This window comes from Lunatimonas salinarum (assembly GCF_017811155.1).
Taxonomy (GTDB): Bacteria; Bacteroidota; Bacteroidia; order Cytophagales; family Cyclobacteriaceae; genus Lunatimonas; species Lunatimonas salinarum.
In genome coordinates, this window is record NZ_JACVCV010000014.1 from 101185 (window position 1) to 116482 (window position 15298).

17 protein-coding genes are annotated in these 15298 nt (G+C 44.7%); 13 read left to right on the plus strand and 4 right to left on the minus strand.

All coding sequences use genetic code 11. The features are described from left to right. Positions 1 to 85: 85 nt before the first annotated feature. Positions 86 to 1060 (plus strand): 6-phosphofructokinase, encoded by a 975-nt coding sequence (gene pfkA / locus IAQ59_RS16525; protein ID WP_209331949.1) that lies wholly within the window; start codon positions 86 to 88, stop codon positions 1058 to 1060. Positions 1061 to 1073: 13 nt separating this feature from the next. Next, positions 1074 to 1418: a hypothetical protein gene (locus IAQ59_RS16530; RefSeq protein WP_209331950.1), complete on the plus strand. Its 345-nt coding sequence runs from the start codon at positions 1074 to 1076 to the stop codon at positions 1416 to 1418. On the opposite strand, the gene miaA is transcribed toward IAQ59_RS16530, so the two are convergent. Further along, entirely contained in the window at positions 1403 to 2317 is a 915-nt protein-coding gene (gene miaA, locus IAQ59_RS16535) for a tRNA (adenosine(37)-N6)-dimethylallyltransferase MiaA (protein ID WP_209331951.1), read from the minus strand. The genes IAQ59_RS16530 and miaA overlap by 16 nt on opposite strands. Positions 2318 to 2366: 49 nt before the next feature. On the opposite strand from miaA, the gene IAQ59_RS16540 reads away from it, so the two are divergent. From IAQ59_RS16540 to IAQ59_RS16560, 5 genes are read left to right on the plus strand one after another with little or no spacing between them, the layout of a single operon-like run. After that, on the plus strand, positions 2367 to 3125 hold the full coding sequence (locus IAQ59_RS16540) for an Hpt domain-containing response regulator (RefSeq protein ID WP_209331952.1): 759 nt from the start codon (positions 2367 to 2369) through the stop codon (positions 3123 to 3125). Then, positions 3118 to 3498, plus strand: coding sequence for a response regulator (locus IAQ59_RS16545; protein WP_209331953.1), 381 nt, complete (start codon positions 3118 to 3120; stop codon positions 3496 to 3498). The genes IAQ59_RS16540 and IAQ59_RS16545 overlap by 8 nt, the downstream gene beginning before the upstream one ends. A 3-nt stretch (positions 3499 to 3501) precedes the next feature. Next, complete coding sequence (locus IAQ59_RS16550; protein WP_209331954.1) at positions 3502 to 3780, plus strand: hypothetical protein; 279 nt, start codon at positions 3502 to 3504, stop codon at positions 3778 to 3780. Continuing rightward, entirely contained in the window at positions 3777 to 4538 is a 762-nt protein-coding gene (locus IAQ59_RS16555) for an MBL fold metallo-hydrolase (protein ID WP_209331955.1), read from the plus strand. Before IAQ59_RS16550 ends, IAQ59_RS16555 begins: the two co-directional genes overlap by 4 nt. A gap of 2 nt (positions 4539 to 4540) precedes the next feature. Then, positions 4541 to 6112, plus strand: a complete 1572-nt coding sequence (locus tag IAQ59_RS16560; RefSeq protein ID WP_209331956.1) for an NFACT RNA binding domain-containing protein — start codon at positions 4541 to 4543, stop codon at positions 6110 to 6112. Between the two features lie 55 nt (positions 6113 to 6167). Here the strand turns inward: IAQ59_RS16560 and pyk are convergent, their stop codons facing one another. Both pyk and IAQ59_RS16570 read right to left on the minus strand, forming a co-directional pair. Beyond that, on the minus strand, positions 6168 to 7598 hold the full coding sequence (gene pyk / locus IAQ59_RS16565; RefSeq protein ID WP_209331957.1) for a pyruvate kinase: 1431 nt from the start codon (positions 7596 to 7598) through the stop codon (positions 6168 to 6170). A 17-nt stretch (positions 7599 to 7615) separates the two neighbouring features. Next, complete coding sequence (locus IAQ59_RS16570; RefSeq protein WP_209331958.1) at positions 7616 to 8044, minus strand: IPExxxVDY family protein; 429 nt, start codon at positions 8042 to 8044, stop codon at positions 7616 to 7618. A gap of 149 nt (positions 8045 to 8193) precedes the next feature. On the opposite strand from IAQ59_RS16570, the gene IAQ59_RS16575 reads away from it, so the two are divergent. The 5 genes from IAQ59_RS16575 (at position 8194) to IAQ59_RS16595 (ending at position 13491) form a co-directional block, all read left to right on the plus strand. Then, a complete protein-coding gene (locus IAQ59_RS16575) occupies positions 8194 to 8430 on the plus strand; it encodes an acyl carrier protein (protein ID WP_010855324.1) in 237 nt (78 codons plus the stop codon). 20 nt (positions 8431 to 8450) lie between these two features. Then, positions 8451 to 9704, plus strand: coding sequence for a beta-ketoacyl-ACP synthase II (gene fabF / locus IAQ59_RS16580; protein WP_209331959.1), 1254 nt, complete (start codon positions 8451 to 8453; stop codon positions 9702 to 9704). 80 nt (positions 9705 to 9784) lie between these two features. After that, positions 9785 to 10450 carry a ribonuclease III gene (gene rnc / locus IAQ59_RS16585; protein ID WP_245189661.1) on the plus strand — a complete coding sequence of 222 codons (666 nt, stop codon included), beginning with the start codon at positions 9785 to 9787 and terminating at the stop codon, positions 10448 to 10450. 38 nt (positions 10451 to 10488) lie between these two features. Next, positions 10489 to 12339 carry an NAD(+) synthase gene (gene nadE, locus IAQ59_RS16590; protein ID WP_209331961.1) on the plus strand — a complete coding sequence of 617 codons (1851 nt, stop codon included), beginning with the start codon at positions 10489 to 10491 and terminating at the stop codon, positions 12337 to 12339. A gap of 33 nt (positions 12340 to 12372) precedes the next feature. Beyond that, positions 12373 to 13491 (plus strand): prolipoprotein diacylglyceryl transferase, encoded by a 1119-nt coding sequence (locus tag IAQ59_RS16595; protein ID WP_209331962.1) that lies wholly within the window; start codon positions 12373 to 12375, stop codon positions 13489 to 13491. A gap of 23 nt (positions 13492 to 13514) precedes the next feature. Here the strand turns inward: IAQ59_RS16595 and yidD are convergent, their stop codons facing one another. After that, positions 13515 to 13736 (minus strand): membrane protein insertion efficiency factor YidD, encoded by a 222-nt coding sequence (gene yidD, locus IAQ59_RS16600; protein ID WP_245189662.1) that lies wholly within the window; start codon positions 13734 to 13736, stop codon positions 13515 to 13517. 205 nt (positions 13737 to 13941) lie between these two features. Here yidD and IAQ59_RS16605 point away from each other — a divergent pair, with 205 nt between their 5' ends. After that, positions 13942 to 15267 (plus strand): BamA/TamA family outer membrane protein, encoded by a 1326-nt coding sequence (locus IAQ59_RS16605; protein ID WP_342450718.1) that lies wholly within the window; start codon positions 13942 to 13944, stop codon positions 15265 to 15267. Positions 15268 to 15298: the final 31 nt, after the last annotated feature.

Genomic DNA, 15298 nt, shown 5'->3' on the forward strand with positions numbered 1-15298 from the left:
AAAAAGGATGATTGGTTACAATCATCCTTTTTTTGACGGTTGGAGTGGCTAAAAGGCCCCATTTTAACATCAAACCTACAATACAATGAAGAAGATTGCAGTTTTTACCTCAGGTGGCGATTCTCCAGGGATGAATGCCTGTATACGATCAGTGGTTAGGACGGGAATATACCACGGCTTAGACGTATATGGGATCTTATATGGATACGACGGGATGATTGGTGGAAACATCAAAAAGATGGCTTCTCACTCCGTCAGCAATATCGTTCAACGGGGTGGTACCATCCTCAAGTCAGCGCGGAGTGAGGGATTCCGAACCCAAGAAGGCAGGAAGAAGGCTTTTGAAGAGTTGTCCAAGCATGGTATAGAGGGCTTGGTAGCTATAGGTGGAGACGGTACCTTTACCGGTGCCAAGTTGTTTTTTGAGGAATATGGAATCCCTACCGTCGGATGCCCAGGGACGATAGATAACGATATCTATGGAACAGATTATACGATTGGATTTGATACGGCGGTAAATACGGCAATGGAGGCGATCGATAAGATTCGCGATACAGCTGCGGCGCATGATCGCATTTTCTTTATTGAAGTAATGGGCAGGGATAGCGGATACATCGGGATCGAATGCGGTATTGGAGGTGGTGCCGAACTGGTGATGGTCCCTGAAACAAACACGACGATAGAAGATGTGGTTAAGTCACTAAAGGGATTGCGTAAGTCAAAAACTTCCAGTATCATTATTGTGGCGGAGGGCCTTCCATGTGGCGACGCCGCTCAAATAATGGATCGTGTCAAGGCGAGATTCGATGATGATGAAAAGGAATTTAAAGTGACTACGCTAGGCCACATACAGCGTGGTGGCAACCCAACTGCCAAAGACCGACTATTGGGTAGCAGGATGGGATTGGCTGCGGTAGAGGGGTTGTTGAAAGGAGAGTCCAATTGCATGGCCGGAGTTATCAATGACCAGGTAGTCTATACGCCATTTTCAGACTGCATTACCAAAGAAAAACCGCTGAAAGGTGACTACCTGAGGTTGCAGGAAATATTGAGCATTTAACAAACAATAGCGCATGGGATTTGTACCAATTTTCATCACTTTGGGAGGGTTTGTATTGCTGTTCTCCTTGCTGGTAAATTACAATATGGGGGCAAAAAGGAAGCGCTATTTGGCGCTATTAGACGAGTTACGGACACAGCTAGACCACAGGTTTTCCCAGCCGTTGCCTTCCGATCTAAAGGGATTGGAATACCGGTATCAAGAACTGAAGAAGGGTACCAGTGTCTCTTCGGAAGGGCTGGAGCGATTAGGTAAGCTATTGCAGGATGCAAAGCGCGCCCGCCATCAGTACCTGCAGCTTATTGGGACGAAGCCTTATGAATTTGTAGCTAAGTTATTCGGTCATAGGCCCATTTGACGATATATAAAATCCACAATTTTTTCCTCCTGATCAGGATGAAACCAGTGGTATTCAGGATCCTTTCGCAGCCAGGTTAATTGTCGTTTTGCATACCTTCTGGAGTTTCTCTTCAGGAGCCTGACGGCCTCTTCCCGATCGTATAGCCCATCCATAAATCCGAATATTTCAGTATATCCGACAGTCTGAAGCGCATTGCATGTTCGGAACGGATATAGCTTTTCAGCCTCCTCAAACAACCCTTCGGCTATCATCTGATCCATTCGTTGGTTTATCCGCTGGTATAATTCTTCCCGGTCTCTGGCAAGCGCCAGTTTGATGGTTTTGAACGGGCGCTTAGATTTTTTTTTTGTACGAAAGCTGCTGTAACGCTTACCTGTTCCGAGGCAAACTTCCAATGCCCGAATAATCCGCTGTGGATTTTGGAGGTCAACAGTGGCGTAATATACTGGATCCAACGATTGGAGTTGTTCCTGTAAAGGCCTTAGGCCATTTTTTTCGAGCCGGAACACTAACTCCATCCTCCATTTGGGGTCGATCTGCGGCATGTCGTCCAATCCAACTACCACGGCATCTATGTAAAGTCCCGATCCTCCCGAAAGAATGATGGGATTGTAATCGGGGAATTTAAGGTTCAGTAAATCAAGCACTTCGTTTTCATACTGACGAACGTCGTATGAATCATGTATGGAAAGGCTGTTAATGAAGTAATGCGTTGCTTTTTGAAGAAGTTCAGGAGATGGTTTTGCAGTGCCTATATTCATTTCCTTAAAAAATTGTCTACTGTCTGCGGATATGATAAATGTATTAAATTTTTTCGCTAAATTTATGCATAAATCGGTTTTGCCTACTGCTGTTGGACCCGAAATGATCAAAAGTGTGTTTGTTTGCTGCTTCAAGAGGAAGGAATGATTAGGAGAAGTGCGGCTAAATTAATAAATTTTAGACATGAAAAATAAAACAGTCCTGATTGTAGATGATAATGCGTTGAATAGGAAAGTTTTTGAAAACATTCTTATGCACAACTACGCATTTGATTCTGCCGCAGACGGATTAGAAGCAATCGAAAAATTAAAGGCAGGAAATTACGATTTGGTCTTGATGGATATACAGATGCCTCGGTTGGATGGGATATCAGCATTAAGGCAAATTCGTGAGGACAACCTTACCCAAAAGCCAGTAATTGCAGTTTCGGCATATTCGAATCAGGCGGACCGGGAATATTTTTTGTCTACAGGGTTTGATGATTTTATAGCAAAGCCTGTGAAACCCAAAGATTTACTTGAGACGATCCGCTTTCACCTAGAAGCAAAGGAAGGCCCTCAGTCGGTTGGGGTATTGGAAATCCGTAGGACGGAAGGATTGGACGATTCGGTTATAAGGCAGTTACTGAAATTTAATTCTTTGGAAAATATTCGTTCTGTGTACGTTGATTTCTTAGAAGAAGCAGAAAATTTAGTCCAAGAAATAAAAAAATTGCTAATTTTAAAGAATTTTAATCAGATTGGTGAAAAGTTACACATTATAAAAGGAAATTCAGGGACTTTGGGTATCAACGATATTTTTGAGATATCGACCAACTTTGAATCAGATGTAAAGAGTGCGCGTTATGAAAGCGCTGAAAGGTATTGCTCTTCGTTGGAGAAGGGTTTAGCGAGTTTTCGGGAAAAGTTGTTTAACAATAAATTATTCGATAAATATGAGTGAATCCAAAAGAGTGTTGGTGGCGGAGGATAGTTCGGTAATTATCAATTTGACAAAGAATGTGTTGGCATTTGACAATTACCTCATCACTTCCGTGAAAAATGGGAAGCAGGTGTTGGAAAAGCTTCAGAATGAAGATTTTGATGTTATTTTAATGGATATCAATATGCCGGTTATGGATGGCATCACCTGCACACAAGCAATTAGGGCGCTTCCTGATAAGAAGAAATCGAAAATACCAATCATTGCCATCACGGGCAACTATAAAAATTTTACACTTGATGACTTTATCCAAGTTGGAATGGATGATTATGTGCAGAAGCCGCTCGACTACGACTTGTTGTTGTCAACTGTGCGAAAATACGCCTATAAATAACGCATGGCTGTAAAATACACCAAAAATTACCTGGATAAGATTGAGAACCTTTTTGCCCAATCTGCTTATCACCTCAGATACGAAAAGGGAAATTTCAAATCCGGGTATTGTATTTTAAAGAATACCAAAGTAGTAATCGTAAATAAGTACTTTACACTGGAAGGCAAGATAAACGCACTGCTGGATATTATTAAGGAGTTGCAATTGAATCCAAAATCATTTGAAGACAAAAAGGCCCAAGAATTCTTGTCTGAATTACAACAAACAGAACTAAAGCTTTGAAAGTAACTTTTCTTGGAACAGGGACTTCGCAGGGGGTTCCGGTGATTGGTTGTGACTGTGGGGTATGTAGATCGTTGGACTTTAGAGACAAGAGGCTGCGTTCGTCCATTCATTTGGACGTGAAGGGGCAAAGTATCGTGATAGACACAGGCCCGGATTTTCGAGCACAAATGCTACGGGAGTCTGTGCATAGACTGGACGCAGTCATTTACACCCATGAACACAAGGATCATACCGCAGGCATGGATGACATCCGACCGTTTAATTTTAAGCAGCAAGGGGATATACCAATCTTTGGGACTGCAAAGGTAATAAATCAGTTAAAGGCGGAGTTTTCGTATGTTTTTGCCGAAAAAAAATATCCCGGAGTACCTGGGGTAGCCGTTCACGAAATTACCAACGAGCCTTTTGATGTCCAAGGTGTGCAATTCATCCCGGTAGAAGTGAGGCACCACCGAATCCCTGTTTTTGGGTATAGGGTTCAGGATTTTGTCTATATCACCGATGCCAATCAGATTGCGCCCTCAGAGATAGACAAAATTCGTGGTTGTCGGGTGTTGGTTCTCAATGCATTGCAGATTCCTCCGCATATTTCTCACTTTAATTTGGAGGAAGCACTTCGGATGGTTGAAGTGATTAAGCCAGAACGTACCTACTTTACTCATATCAGTCACAGGTTGGGTACAGTGGGGGAAGTAGAAAAAATGCTTCCCAGCCATGTCTCCCTCGCATACGATGGACTTCAAATCGATCTTTGACCATGCACCTTAATTACCACTTTTTTAAGTACCTCTGCCCGGCGATTGAAGCCCGGCTAAAGGGGTTGCACGTCGCTGCATGTTTCAGTCAAAATAAGGATGAACTCGTACTGATATTTGAAGCGGAGGGGATGGCACCTTTCAATGTGGTGGCACACCTACTTCCTGCGGCGACCTGTGTTTATTTTCCACAGGAATACAAGCGAAGTAAGCGCAATAACGTATCCTTATTCCCGGAGTTGCTGGGAGAGGAGGTCTCTTCGGTTTACCTTTTTGGATTTGAACGCTCTTTTGCCATTCGATTTTCATCGGGAAGTCAATTGGTGTTCAAAATGCACGGAAGCAGGAGCAATGTGCTTTATTGTCCATTAGGGGTGTTTTTACCGACCACGGTTTTTAGAAAGGCACTTCGTGACGACTTCTCCCTGGATATACGTACCCTGGATCATTCTCTCGAGTTGACTAGCGAACGATTTGCGGAATTGCAGGGGAATGCTTCTCAGTTTTTACCTACGTTGGGGAAGGTTCCCAGAGAATGGCTCAAGGAGAAAGGGTATTTGAATAGCGATATACAGCAACGCTATCTACTGATGCTGGAATTGATGGATTTGCTTGATGCACCGGTTTTTTCCATAGTTCGGCGGGATGACCAATACGTGCTCACCTTGCTGCCCTGTTCTAAAGCAGCATATGCATCAGCGGATCCATTGGAGGCGTGCAATGCCTATTTTAAAATGGCAGTTGTACGACAGGGATTCGAGGTTGAAAAGCGGCAGTTACTGAAAGGGCTGCGCGATCACATGCAAAAGACTGAAAATTACCTTCGGAAGACTTACGGTAAACTGGCCGAGTTAGCGTCCGAGACTTCACCGGGGCAGCTAGCGGATATTATTATGGCTAATTTGCACCAAATTCCGGTGGGTGCGGATCAGGTTGATTTGTTTGATTTTTACCAAGACAAGGTTATCCGTGTAAGCCTGAAGAGGGGGGTAACGCCGCAGCGACAGGCCGAAAATTTATATCGAAAGGCCAAGAATCGAAAAATTGAGCTACGCCAACTGGAAGCGAATTTGCTGGAAAAGGAGGCATTAATGGAGAAGTTGGCCAAGGATATGGAAGAAGCTGCGCAATTGGAACACCACCGGGCACTGCGTACCTTTATGAAGGATAGAGGGATGCTGGCCGAATCGAAGCAATCACAGGAACCTGTGCCATTTAAGCGGTTTTCTTCGGAGGGTTTTGATGTTTTGGTGGGTAAGTCTGCCAATGCTAATGACGAGATGCTGCGAAGGTATGCATGGAAGGATGACCTATGGCTTCACGCAAAGGGAGTTTCCGGTTCCCATGTGATTGTGAAGCACCGTGCGGGTGCCGTATTTCCCAAGTCAGTGATAGAGCGCGCTGCGGCTTTGGCTGCGTACTATTCCAAGAGTCGCACTGACAGTCTTTGCCCGGTAATTTATACGCCCGTAAAGTATGTTAGAAAAGTCAAGGGTTCCGCTCCTGGATCGGTTATGGTAGATCGGGAAAAAGTAGTGATCGTTCAGCCCATGGGGCCAGAATCTGAGCCATAAAAAAAGGCAGCCCTGTTTCAAGCTGCCTTTTTATTGTACTGCTTTATCCCTGCCATCAAGTTACTTGGTGGATTTTTAGCATGTTGGTCCTACCCTTTTCCTTTAGTGGCATGCTGGCTGTATTGATGATGATATCGCCTTCGACCACATGGTTGTTTTCTTTCAGAATATCCTGGATATCCTGGAAGGTTGCATCGGTGGAAATTTGGTTGTCAAAGAAAAAGGCACGTACCCCCCATACTAAGCTGAGCTGTGTAATCAATGCCTTATTGCTGGTAAATATAAAGATGTTGGCTGAGGGTCGATGAGAAGATAATCTAAATCCGGTAAACCCGGACGTAGTGATTCCTACGATAGCTTTTGCCTTTACGTTTCTGGACAAACGGCTAGCCATAAGGAGTAAGTTGTTACTTAGGTAGCTATCGGTATCTTCGGGTATTTTGTAGAGATTGTGGTAGATGTCTCCGTTTTCCTCGATGTAGCCAATTACGCTTGTCATGGCTTTTACGGCCGCTATGGGGTATTTTCCGGAGGCGGTTTCAGCTGAAAGCATCACCGCATCTGCACCGTCCATTACGGCGGTGGCCACATCGTTCGTTTCGGCCCGGGTAGGACGGGGGTTTACGATCATGCTTTCCATCATTTGCGTTGCGATAATCACCGGCTTACTGGCTAGCTTACACTTTTCTACCATGGTTTTTTGCCATAGCGGTACGACTTCCATAGGGACTTCCACGCCAAGATCTCCGCGTGCCACCATAATGGCGTCAGTAGCCTCTATAATGGCATCTATATTTTCGAGTGCCTCTGGCTTTTCGATTTTGGCCACGATTTTGCAACTTTTTCCAGCGCGCTCGATTCGTTCTCTCAGGTCAGCGATGTCCTCTGCGGAACGTACGAACGATAAGGCGATCCAGTCCACTTGGTTTTCCAGTCCAAATTCCAGGTCTTCCAAATCTTTTTCTGTAAGGGAGGGGGCGCTAACTTTGGTATTCGGCAGGTTGATCCCTTTTCTGGATTTCAGAATTCCTCCATGTACCACGGTGCAGACGACGTTTTTTCCGTCAGTGCTAAGGACTACCAGCTCGAGGTTGCCGTCATCGATAAGTATTCGATCACCTGGAACTACGTCATTGGGTAGGTTTTGGTAGACGGTACTTACGAGACTGGATGTTCCGATTACCGGGTCGTTTGTAATGGTGATTTGATCACCTGGCTTGATGACAACACCGTTGTTTTCTACTTCCCCAACCCGGATTTTTGGGCCTTGGAGGTCCTGTAGAATCCCGATATTCAAGTTGTAATCGCGATTGATCTTCCGAATGATATCTACTACATTTTTATGCCCTTCGTGGTTGCCGTGCGAAAAATTCAGCCGAAACACATCCGCCCCTGCCATAGCTAGCTCGGTCAGGACCTCTTCATTATTACTGGCAGGCCCTACCGTGGCCAAAATTTTCGTCTTGTTGTAGATAGGTACTCTCATTTGACTTTTTTTAGTGTTTAATAAGTTAGTAGGTTATCCCTTGATTTTAGTTTGGATATATCCAGTTTTACGATGTTTTGAATTCCTTTTAATTTTGACAGCCGCTCAATATACATAGTAAGATCCAGCCCGTCTGTCTTATCCTGAAATAACAGGAAGTAATCTATGATTTTTAGCTCCGGCACCAGAAATCGAGCCTGTCCCGCCAAAGGGTAAGACTTATTTCGCAGCAACTGGATAAAGCCGAATTCTTTTTCCAATAGGTACTGAGAAATAATTAATGTGGGCTGATTGGTAAATTCCATGGTATAGTCAGCACCTTTTTTTAACTCCAAACCTAGACAGTTATTGATCATCCAAGCCATCTTATAGTCCTTAAGGGGAGCTACAAGGCCCAAAAGATCAAAATCGTAGGTCGATTCTATCAGGAGTTTACTTTTCTTCATTTAGGAAGAATTTAAACGAACAAAGTTAGAAATTTTATCTCAACTTCTATCTTTGCGGGGAAGTTCTTAAATTTAGTCAGCCTTTTTTTTTGACATTAAGGTTTTAAATAATTTTCTTTGCGGAGTGTTTTAACTAAACTGATCACAAAATGTCTGAAATTGCACAAAAAGTAAAAGCCATTATCGTAGATAAATTGGGCGTAGAAGAGTCTGAAGTTACTCCTGAGGCTAGCTTCACCAATGATCTGGGCGCAGATTCCCTGGACACGGTAGAACTTATTATGGAGTTCGAGAAGGAGTTCAACATTTCTATTCCCGATGACCAAGCTGAGCAAATCGGTACTGTGGGTCAGGCGGTTAGCTATTTGGAGGCTAACGTAAAATAATCCATACTTAAAATCATTCCATGAATTTAAGAAGAGTAGTTGTAACAGGTTTAGGTGCCCTCACACCTATCGGCAATACCGTTCCAGCGTTTTGGAAGGGGTTGGCGTCAGGCGTGAGTGGTGCTGCACCTATTACCAGGTTTGACGCCACCCTTTTCAAGACCCAGTTTGCCTGTGAGGTGAAGAATCTCAACGTGGAAGACTACCTTGATCGAAAGGAAGCCAGAAAAATTGACCCCTACGCACAGTATGCGATGATTGCAGTGGATGAAGCCATGCAAGATGCGGCAATAGATCTGGAGAAAGTTAACCTGGTAAGGGCAGGAGTGATTTGGGGTTCTGGAATTGGTGGACTTAAGACGTTTCAAGACGAAGTTACGTCCTTTGCCACAGGAGATGGAACTCCAAGATTTAATCCTTTTTTCATACCGAAGATGATCGCCGATATAGCGGCGGGCGTTATTTCGATCAAATATGGATTCCAAGGACCAAATTTCGCTACCGTATCTGCCTGTGCATCTGCTACCAATGCGCTTATCGATGCCTTTAACTACATTCGTCTGGGTAAGGCGGATATCTTCATTACCGGGGGGTCGGAAGCAGCCGTTACAGAAGCGGGAGTGGGTGGATTCAATGCGTTGAAGGCTCTGTCCCAGCGGAACGATTCTCCGGAGACAGCCTCAAGGCCTTTTGACAAGGATAGGGATGGTTTCGTGTTGGGCGAAGGTGCCGGCGCTATCATTTTGGAGGAATACGAACATGCCAAAGCCCGTGGGGCCAAAATATATGCTGAACTTGTAGGTGGCGGCATGACAGGAGACGCTTATCACATGACAGCTCCCCACCCAGAAGGACGTGGTGCAGCCAATGTGATGAAATTTGCATTGGAAGATGCAGGGATGAATCCTGAGGATATAGACTATATAAATGTACATGGAACCTCTACACCGTTAGGTGATCTGAGTGAGGTAAAAGCAATTCAGCAGGTATTCGGCGAAAATGCTTACAAGCTGAATATCAGTAGTACCAAGTCCATGACTGGGCACCTATTGGGTGCAGCAGGGGCAATAGAGGCAATCGCAAGTATACTCGCTATGAAAAACAGTTTGGTGCCCCCCACTATCAATCACTTTACCGATGATGAGGAAGTGGATACTAAATTGAATCTAACCTTTAATAAAGCCCAAGAGCGTACCATCAATGCTGCATTGAGTAATACATTTGGATTTGGAGGGCATAACTGCTCGATCATATTTAGAAAATTAACCGAGTAAATTTGAGGATTTTACGTTTACTGCGGATTCACGAGCTTGGATATGGTAAACAAGATAAAAGGCTTGCTTCAGCTATCAAAATGATAGTTGGTAGCAAGCCTTTAAACTTATCTCTGTATAGGCTTGCACTTAGGCACGCTTCTGCTGCTGAGGAGCTCAAAAATGGAGTCAAGGTATCCAATGAGCGGTTGGAATACCTAGGAGATGCTGTTCTCGGTACAATTGTTGCAGAGTACCTCTTTATGAAATTCCCCTATCGGGACGAGGGATTTCTGACTGAAACGCGGTCCAGGATCGTAAATAGGGAATCCCTCAACCAAGTAGGGATCAAAGTAGGATTGCCAACCCTCGTAGAAGCCGGTGCTGCATCAAAAAACCCCTTTGGTTTTAAGTCGATGTACGGCGATACCTTGGAAGCCTTAATAGGAGCGATTTACCTGGATCGAGGGTACCGGTTTTGCCGAACGTTTGTCTGTCGCAGGCTGATTTTACCCTATTTTGACATTGATAATATTATCAATACCACCACCAATTTTAAGAGTAAAGTGATCGAATGGTCTCAGCGAGATAACAAAGAGGTTGATTTTAAGCTAATATCTGTTTCCGGCGCGCAACGATTTAAGGAGTTTATTGTTGAATTGCATGTGGACGGGCAGCCATTTGCCGAGGGAAAGGGCCCGACCAAGAAAAAGGCGGAGCAAGAAGCAGCAAGGCTTGCCTGTGAAAGACTCCAAATGCCCATATAGCCGCTTTCTACCAATCCTAAACACCTATTCTATCCTCTATGGCTTCTATCATTCTCGGCGGTGCGACTGTCAATCAAACACCCTTGAATTGGGAAGGGAACTTTACTAACTTGGTTTCCGCAATCCAGGAGGCCAAGTCGCGGCAGGTTCGTTTGCTATGTTTGCCAGAGTTAAGTATTACAGGATATGGGAGCGAAGACCTATTTTTAAGCTATTGGTATCCCAAAAAGGCCCTGAATAGCCTACAAAAATTATTACCCCATACCCAAGATATCGTCGTTTGTGTAGGCCTTCCCGTTAGGGTAGGGCAGCAGGTTTATAACTGCGTAGCCGTTGTCGATGATCAGCAACTGAAAGGATTTGTTGCTAAGCAGTTCTTGGCAATTGATGGGGTTCACTACGAATACAGGTGGTTTACTCCATGGGAAGCAGGACAAGTCATTTCCTTTGATTTTTTTGGGAAAGAAGTTCCTTTGGGAGATATGGTGTTTTCGGTAGATGGCTTTAAGTTTGGTTTTGAAATATGCGAAGATGCTTGGCGTGGGAAGCTTCGTCCCGGCTACAGGTTGCGGGAGCGGGGAGTAGATATCATTCTTAATCCGAGTGCCAGCCATTTTGCCATGGGAAAAAGCAGGCTGCGCGAAGTGCTGGTGAAAGAGAGCTCACGCACGTTGGAGGCTATCTATTTTTACACGAACCTGCTAGGGAATGAGTCCGGGAGAATGATTTTTGATGGTGAAGTATTATTGGCACAAGCGGGTAAATTATTGGTAAAAAACGAGCTTTTGTCTTTTGCCGATTACCAATTGTTAACTCATCGAGTGGTGAAGGGCGAAAAACCCACGACCGGCCTACATATTGTACATAACAGGAACGAGGAATTCACCAAGGCATCGGCACTTGCTTTGTTCGATTATTTGCGAAAGAGCCGTAGCAAGGGCTTTGTACTTTCCCTCAGTGGGGGGGCAGACTCTTCGTCCATAGCGGTGCTAGTGGCCGAAATGGTCCGTAGAGGAGTGGAGGAGCTGGGTATGAAGCGATTTTCAGGTAAGTTGCGGCTTGGGGCCTCCGTTAATTCGGCTAGGCCCATCAGGGAGGTGGTGGGGGAACTATTAACTGTTGCCTATCAGGGAACAGAAAACTCCTCCGAAGCCACATTGGAAAGTGCCAGGATGCTGGCAGAAAGTATTGGAGCCGTTTTTTACCAATGGAGTATTTCAAGTGAAGTCGCTTCCTACACTCAAAAGATAGAGCAGGCGCTTGGGCGTAAACTTACCTGGGAAAAAGATGATCTAGCACTTCAAAACATACAAGCAAGGGCTCGGTCTCCCATTATTTGGATGCTTGCGAATATTCATAATGCATTGCTTTTGACGACGTCTAACCGAAGCGAGGGAGATGTAGGGTATGCCACTATGGACGGTGATACCAGCGGTAGCATTTCTCCCATAGCTGCTGTGGACAAGTATTTTATCTTGCAATGGCTTCAATGGGCGGAAAAATCCCTTGGTTACAAAGGACTAAAGGGAGTCAATGCGCTACAGCCTTCTGCCGAACTCCGACCGCTGGATAATAATCAAACCGATGAGGAGGACCTGATGCCGTATTCGGTTATTGTGGCTATTGAACGCCTGGCAATTCGGGATAGACGAAGCCCCGCGGATGTTTACCTGATTTTGAAGGAAGAGCTGGGATTTGATCCGGGACTTTTGAAATCCTACGTTTCCAAGTTTTTTCGACTTTGGTCTAGAAATCAGTGGAAGAGAGAGCGGCTAGCCCCGTCCTTTCACTTGGATGAATTTAACGTGGATCCCAAGACTTGGTATCGATTCCCGATTCTCTCCGGTGGCTACGAAGAGGAATTGAAGGAATTGGACGGATTAGATTGATATTAATGTTATTTTAGCCAAAATTTAATAATCATGATGGATTCGGTATTATCGTATGTGGTGTGGAGTCCCCATCCCGCAGTTTTTGCTGGTTTTGAACGTCTAAGATGGTACAGCCTCCTATTTGCGTTGGGTTTTATCATTTCCCAGCAGATAATGATGTACATCTACCGAAAGGAGGGACACGACGAAAAGCTCGTGGACCGATTGACGATCTATATGGTATTGGCTACAATACTTGGAGCGAGGTTAGGGCACGTTTTCTTTTACGAACCGGATAAGTACCTGAGTAATCCGATAGACATCCTGAAGGTATGGGAAGGGGGATTAGCCAGCCACGGAGCTGCCTTGGGGATATTGTTTGCACTATGGCTATATGCCAGGAAGACCCCCGGGCAGAGTTACCTGTGGGTGGTGGATCGCATTGTGATTGTAGTGGCAATGACCGGGGCGATGATTCGAGTTGGGAATCTGATGAACTCCGAGATAGGTGGTAAGGCAACAGGGACGGATAGTGGATTTGTGTATGCCCGGGACGCAGAGGAGATTTTGGAAACATTAAGACTTCCTTTGGAAGAAGTGACGGCTTATAAGCCATTGGATCGTACTGGTGAACTTCAGGGGACGGGTATTGTGCCCGTAAACTTCGACCTCCGGATCGCCAAGGGAGGATTTGACGAGGCGGAACTTAGCGAGGCGATAGCCAGGGATGTAAAATACGCCCTTACACGTTTTAAAAGCTCGCAGAAATACTTGGCGGAAGATGCTACTTCTCCGTTGGATTTTTCTGTTTCGGATCAGGGGGATCATTATTTGGTGACGGTACGTACCTTTGGGGTGGCCAAATATCCCACGCAGATCTACGAATCGTTATCCTATTTCATCATATTTCTTGCCCTGTATTTTGGCTGGCGAAAATACCAGGCTCGAATTCCGGAAGGATTGTATCTCGGGATATTTTTGGTATCGGTCTTTGGGATGCGATTTATTTGGGAATTCCTGAAAGAAGTTCAGGTGGATTTTGAAGAAGAATTGACCTTCAATATGGGGCAGGCATTGAGTATTCCACTGGTGCTGTCGGGTATTGCATTAATCATTTATTCGATTAAAAAAGGCACCCCTCCACATGCGAAAACATCCGGCACCCTGTAGCGGTTAATATCGGAGTACTTGCACTAAGGTACGGGATCGTGCCCGTGCCCGCCCCAAGGATGGCATTTGGAGAGACGCTTGATCCCAAGCCAGCCCCCTTTCCGAACCCCATATTTGGAAATAGCATCCTTCATGTAGTGTGAGCAGGTAGGTGTGAATCTACAGGAAGGAGGGAATAATGGAGAAATGAGGTGTTGGTACACCAATATGGGGAAAATGGCGATTTTCTTTATTACTTCCTTCAACTTTTGGCGGTTTGTATACTAAATCCTTTATTTGACGGTTTAGTTCTTGCTTGGCTATAAAAAAAGGAACCAATTGAAGTTTTATGTCATCCATACGTTAGTCAGATGCTGTTGCCTGTTGGGGTTAATATCACTTTTTCCTCTCGGTACGCTCGCTCAAATTGTAATTGATCCTGCAGATACTGATGTGAATGTGCCTAAACAGGTGACAGTAAATGCCATATTTTTTGTGGGAAACGAAAAGACCCGGAAGAGCATCATATCTCGGGAGATGGACATTACTGAGGGCATCACGTACGAATGGGAGGAGTTTGTCGCAATGGTCAATGCTGACCAAAAGAAAATCTATAATCTCCTTTTGTTCAATACGGTAGATGTAAAGCCATATTTTGTGGCAGAAAACCAAGTAGAGGTGTTGGTAACGGTCACGGAGCGCTGGTATATACTTCCTAGCGTGATATTTACGCTTGCAGACCGAAATTTTTCAGAGTGGTGGATCAATCAGGACAGGGATTTTTCCCGTGTCAATTACGGGCTCAAACTGGATCATAACAATGTAGGGGGCAGAAACGAAAAGCTCAGATTGGTCGGACAGTTGGGATTCACACAAGCATTTGATATCCAATATAGCAAGCCATACATTGATAAAAAGCAGCTGCATGGCCTCTCCGCCCGATTCAATTATTTCACCAACAAGACCATTGCGGTCCGTTCCCGAGATAATCGGCAGGTGTTCTACACTAATGAAAATGAGGAGGTGTTGCGCAGGTCGATGAATGCATTGCTGAGTTACTCCTATCGCGGCAGTTATTACAATTTTCACTCAGCGGCATTAGGGTATCATCAGAGCATGATCCATGAGGATGTTTTGGTGCAAAACCCCCGTTATTTTTCCGATATTGGCACGAGACTTACTTATTTTTTTGCTTCCTATAATTACCGGCATGACAAGCGGGATAATAATGCCTATGCTACGGATGGCGAATACCTGAGTCTGGGGGTGAATAAATATGGCCTCTTTTCGCGCGATAACATTAATGAGACAGAGTTCACCCTAATAGCTAATCGATATTTGCCTCTTGGAGGGAAATTTCATTTGGCGAGTGGTCTCTCAGCCTCTGCATTTCTAAGTCCCCGGCAGCCATACACATTGGTTAGGGGAGTCGGATACCGCCCTGATTTTATCCGAGGCTACGAAGTAAATGTCATTGAAGGACAACAGCTTGTGGTGCATAAAAACAGCCTTCGCTTTGAACTGATTGATGTGGCATTTGATATTTCTGCGTATATGCCCATTGACGAGTTTGCCGTTTTTCCCTTCAAAGCATATTTTAGTGCTAATTTCGACCACGGATATGTGAACGATAGGAATAGACTTCCGGAAAACCTTCGACTTACCAATCGGTACTTATATGGATATGGCGTAGGTCTAGACCTTGTTACACTTTACGATACCGTGATTCGATTTGAGTATTCAATCAATAACCAAGGTATGGGTAATTTCTTTATTAACATGAAGGCCCCCTTTTAATTTTCCAATTTTTGGTTTTGTAATATATATT

Excerpts from the sequence above, each read along its gene's own strand:
- pyk (WP_209331957.1), bottom strand. The coding sequence starts at position 7,598 with ATGAGAGTACCTATCTACAACAAGACGAAAATTTTGGCCACGGTAGGG.
- IAQ59_RS16575 (WP_010855324.1), top strand. The coding sequence starts at position 8,194 with ATGTCTGAAATTGCACAAAAAGTAAAAGCCATTATCGTAGATAAATTG.
- fabF (WP_209331959.1), top strand. The coding sequence starts at position 8,451 with ATGAATTTAAGAAGAGTAGTTGTAACAGGTTTAGGTGCCCTCACACCT.
- IAQ59_RS16570 (WP_209331958.1), bottom strand. The coding sequence starts at position 8,044 with ATGAAGAAAAGTAAACTCCTGATAGAATCGACCTACGATTTTGATCTT.
- nadE (WP_209331961.1), top strand. The coding sequence starts at position 10,489 with ATGGCTTCTATCATTCTCGGCGGTGCGACTGTCAATCAAACACCCTTG.
- IAQ59_RS16550 (WP_209331954.1), top strand. The coding sequence starts at position 3,502 with ATGGCTGTAAAATACACCAAAAATTACCTGGATAAGATTGAGAACCTT.
- IAQ59_RS16545 (WP_209331953.1), top strand. The coding sequence starts at position 3,118 with ATGAGTGAATCCAAAAGAGTGTTGGTGGCGGAGGATAGTTCGGTAATT.
- rnc (WP_245189661.1), top strand. The coding sequence starts at position 9,785 with ATGATAGTTGGTAGCAAGCCTTTAAACTTATCTCTGTATAGGCTTGCA.
- pfkA (WP_209331949.1), top strand. The coding sequence starts at position 86 with ATGAAGAAGATTGCAGTTTTTACCTCAGGTGGCGATTCTCCAGGGATG.
- IAQ59_RS16530 (WP_209331950.1), top strand. The coding sequence starts at position 1,074 with ATGGGATTTGTACCAATTTTCATCACTTTGGGAGGGTTTGTATTGCTG.
- IAQ59_RS16595 (WP_209331962.1), top strand. The coding sequence starts at position 12,373 with ATGATGGATTCGGTATTATCGTATGTGGTGTGGAGTCCCCATCCCGCA.
- IAQ59_RS16540 (WP_209331952.1), top strand. The coding sequence starts at position 2,367 with ATGAAAAATAAAACAGTCCTGATTGTAGATGATAATGCGTTGAATAGG.
- IAQ59_RS16560 (WP_209331956.1), top strand. The coding sequence starts at position 4,541 with ATGCACCTTAATTACCACTTTTTTAAGTACCTCTGCCCGGCGATTGAA.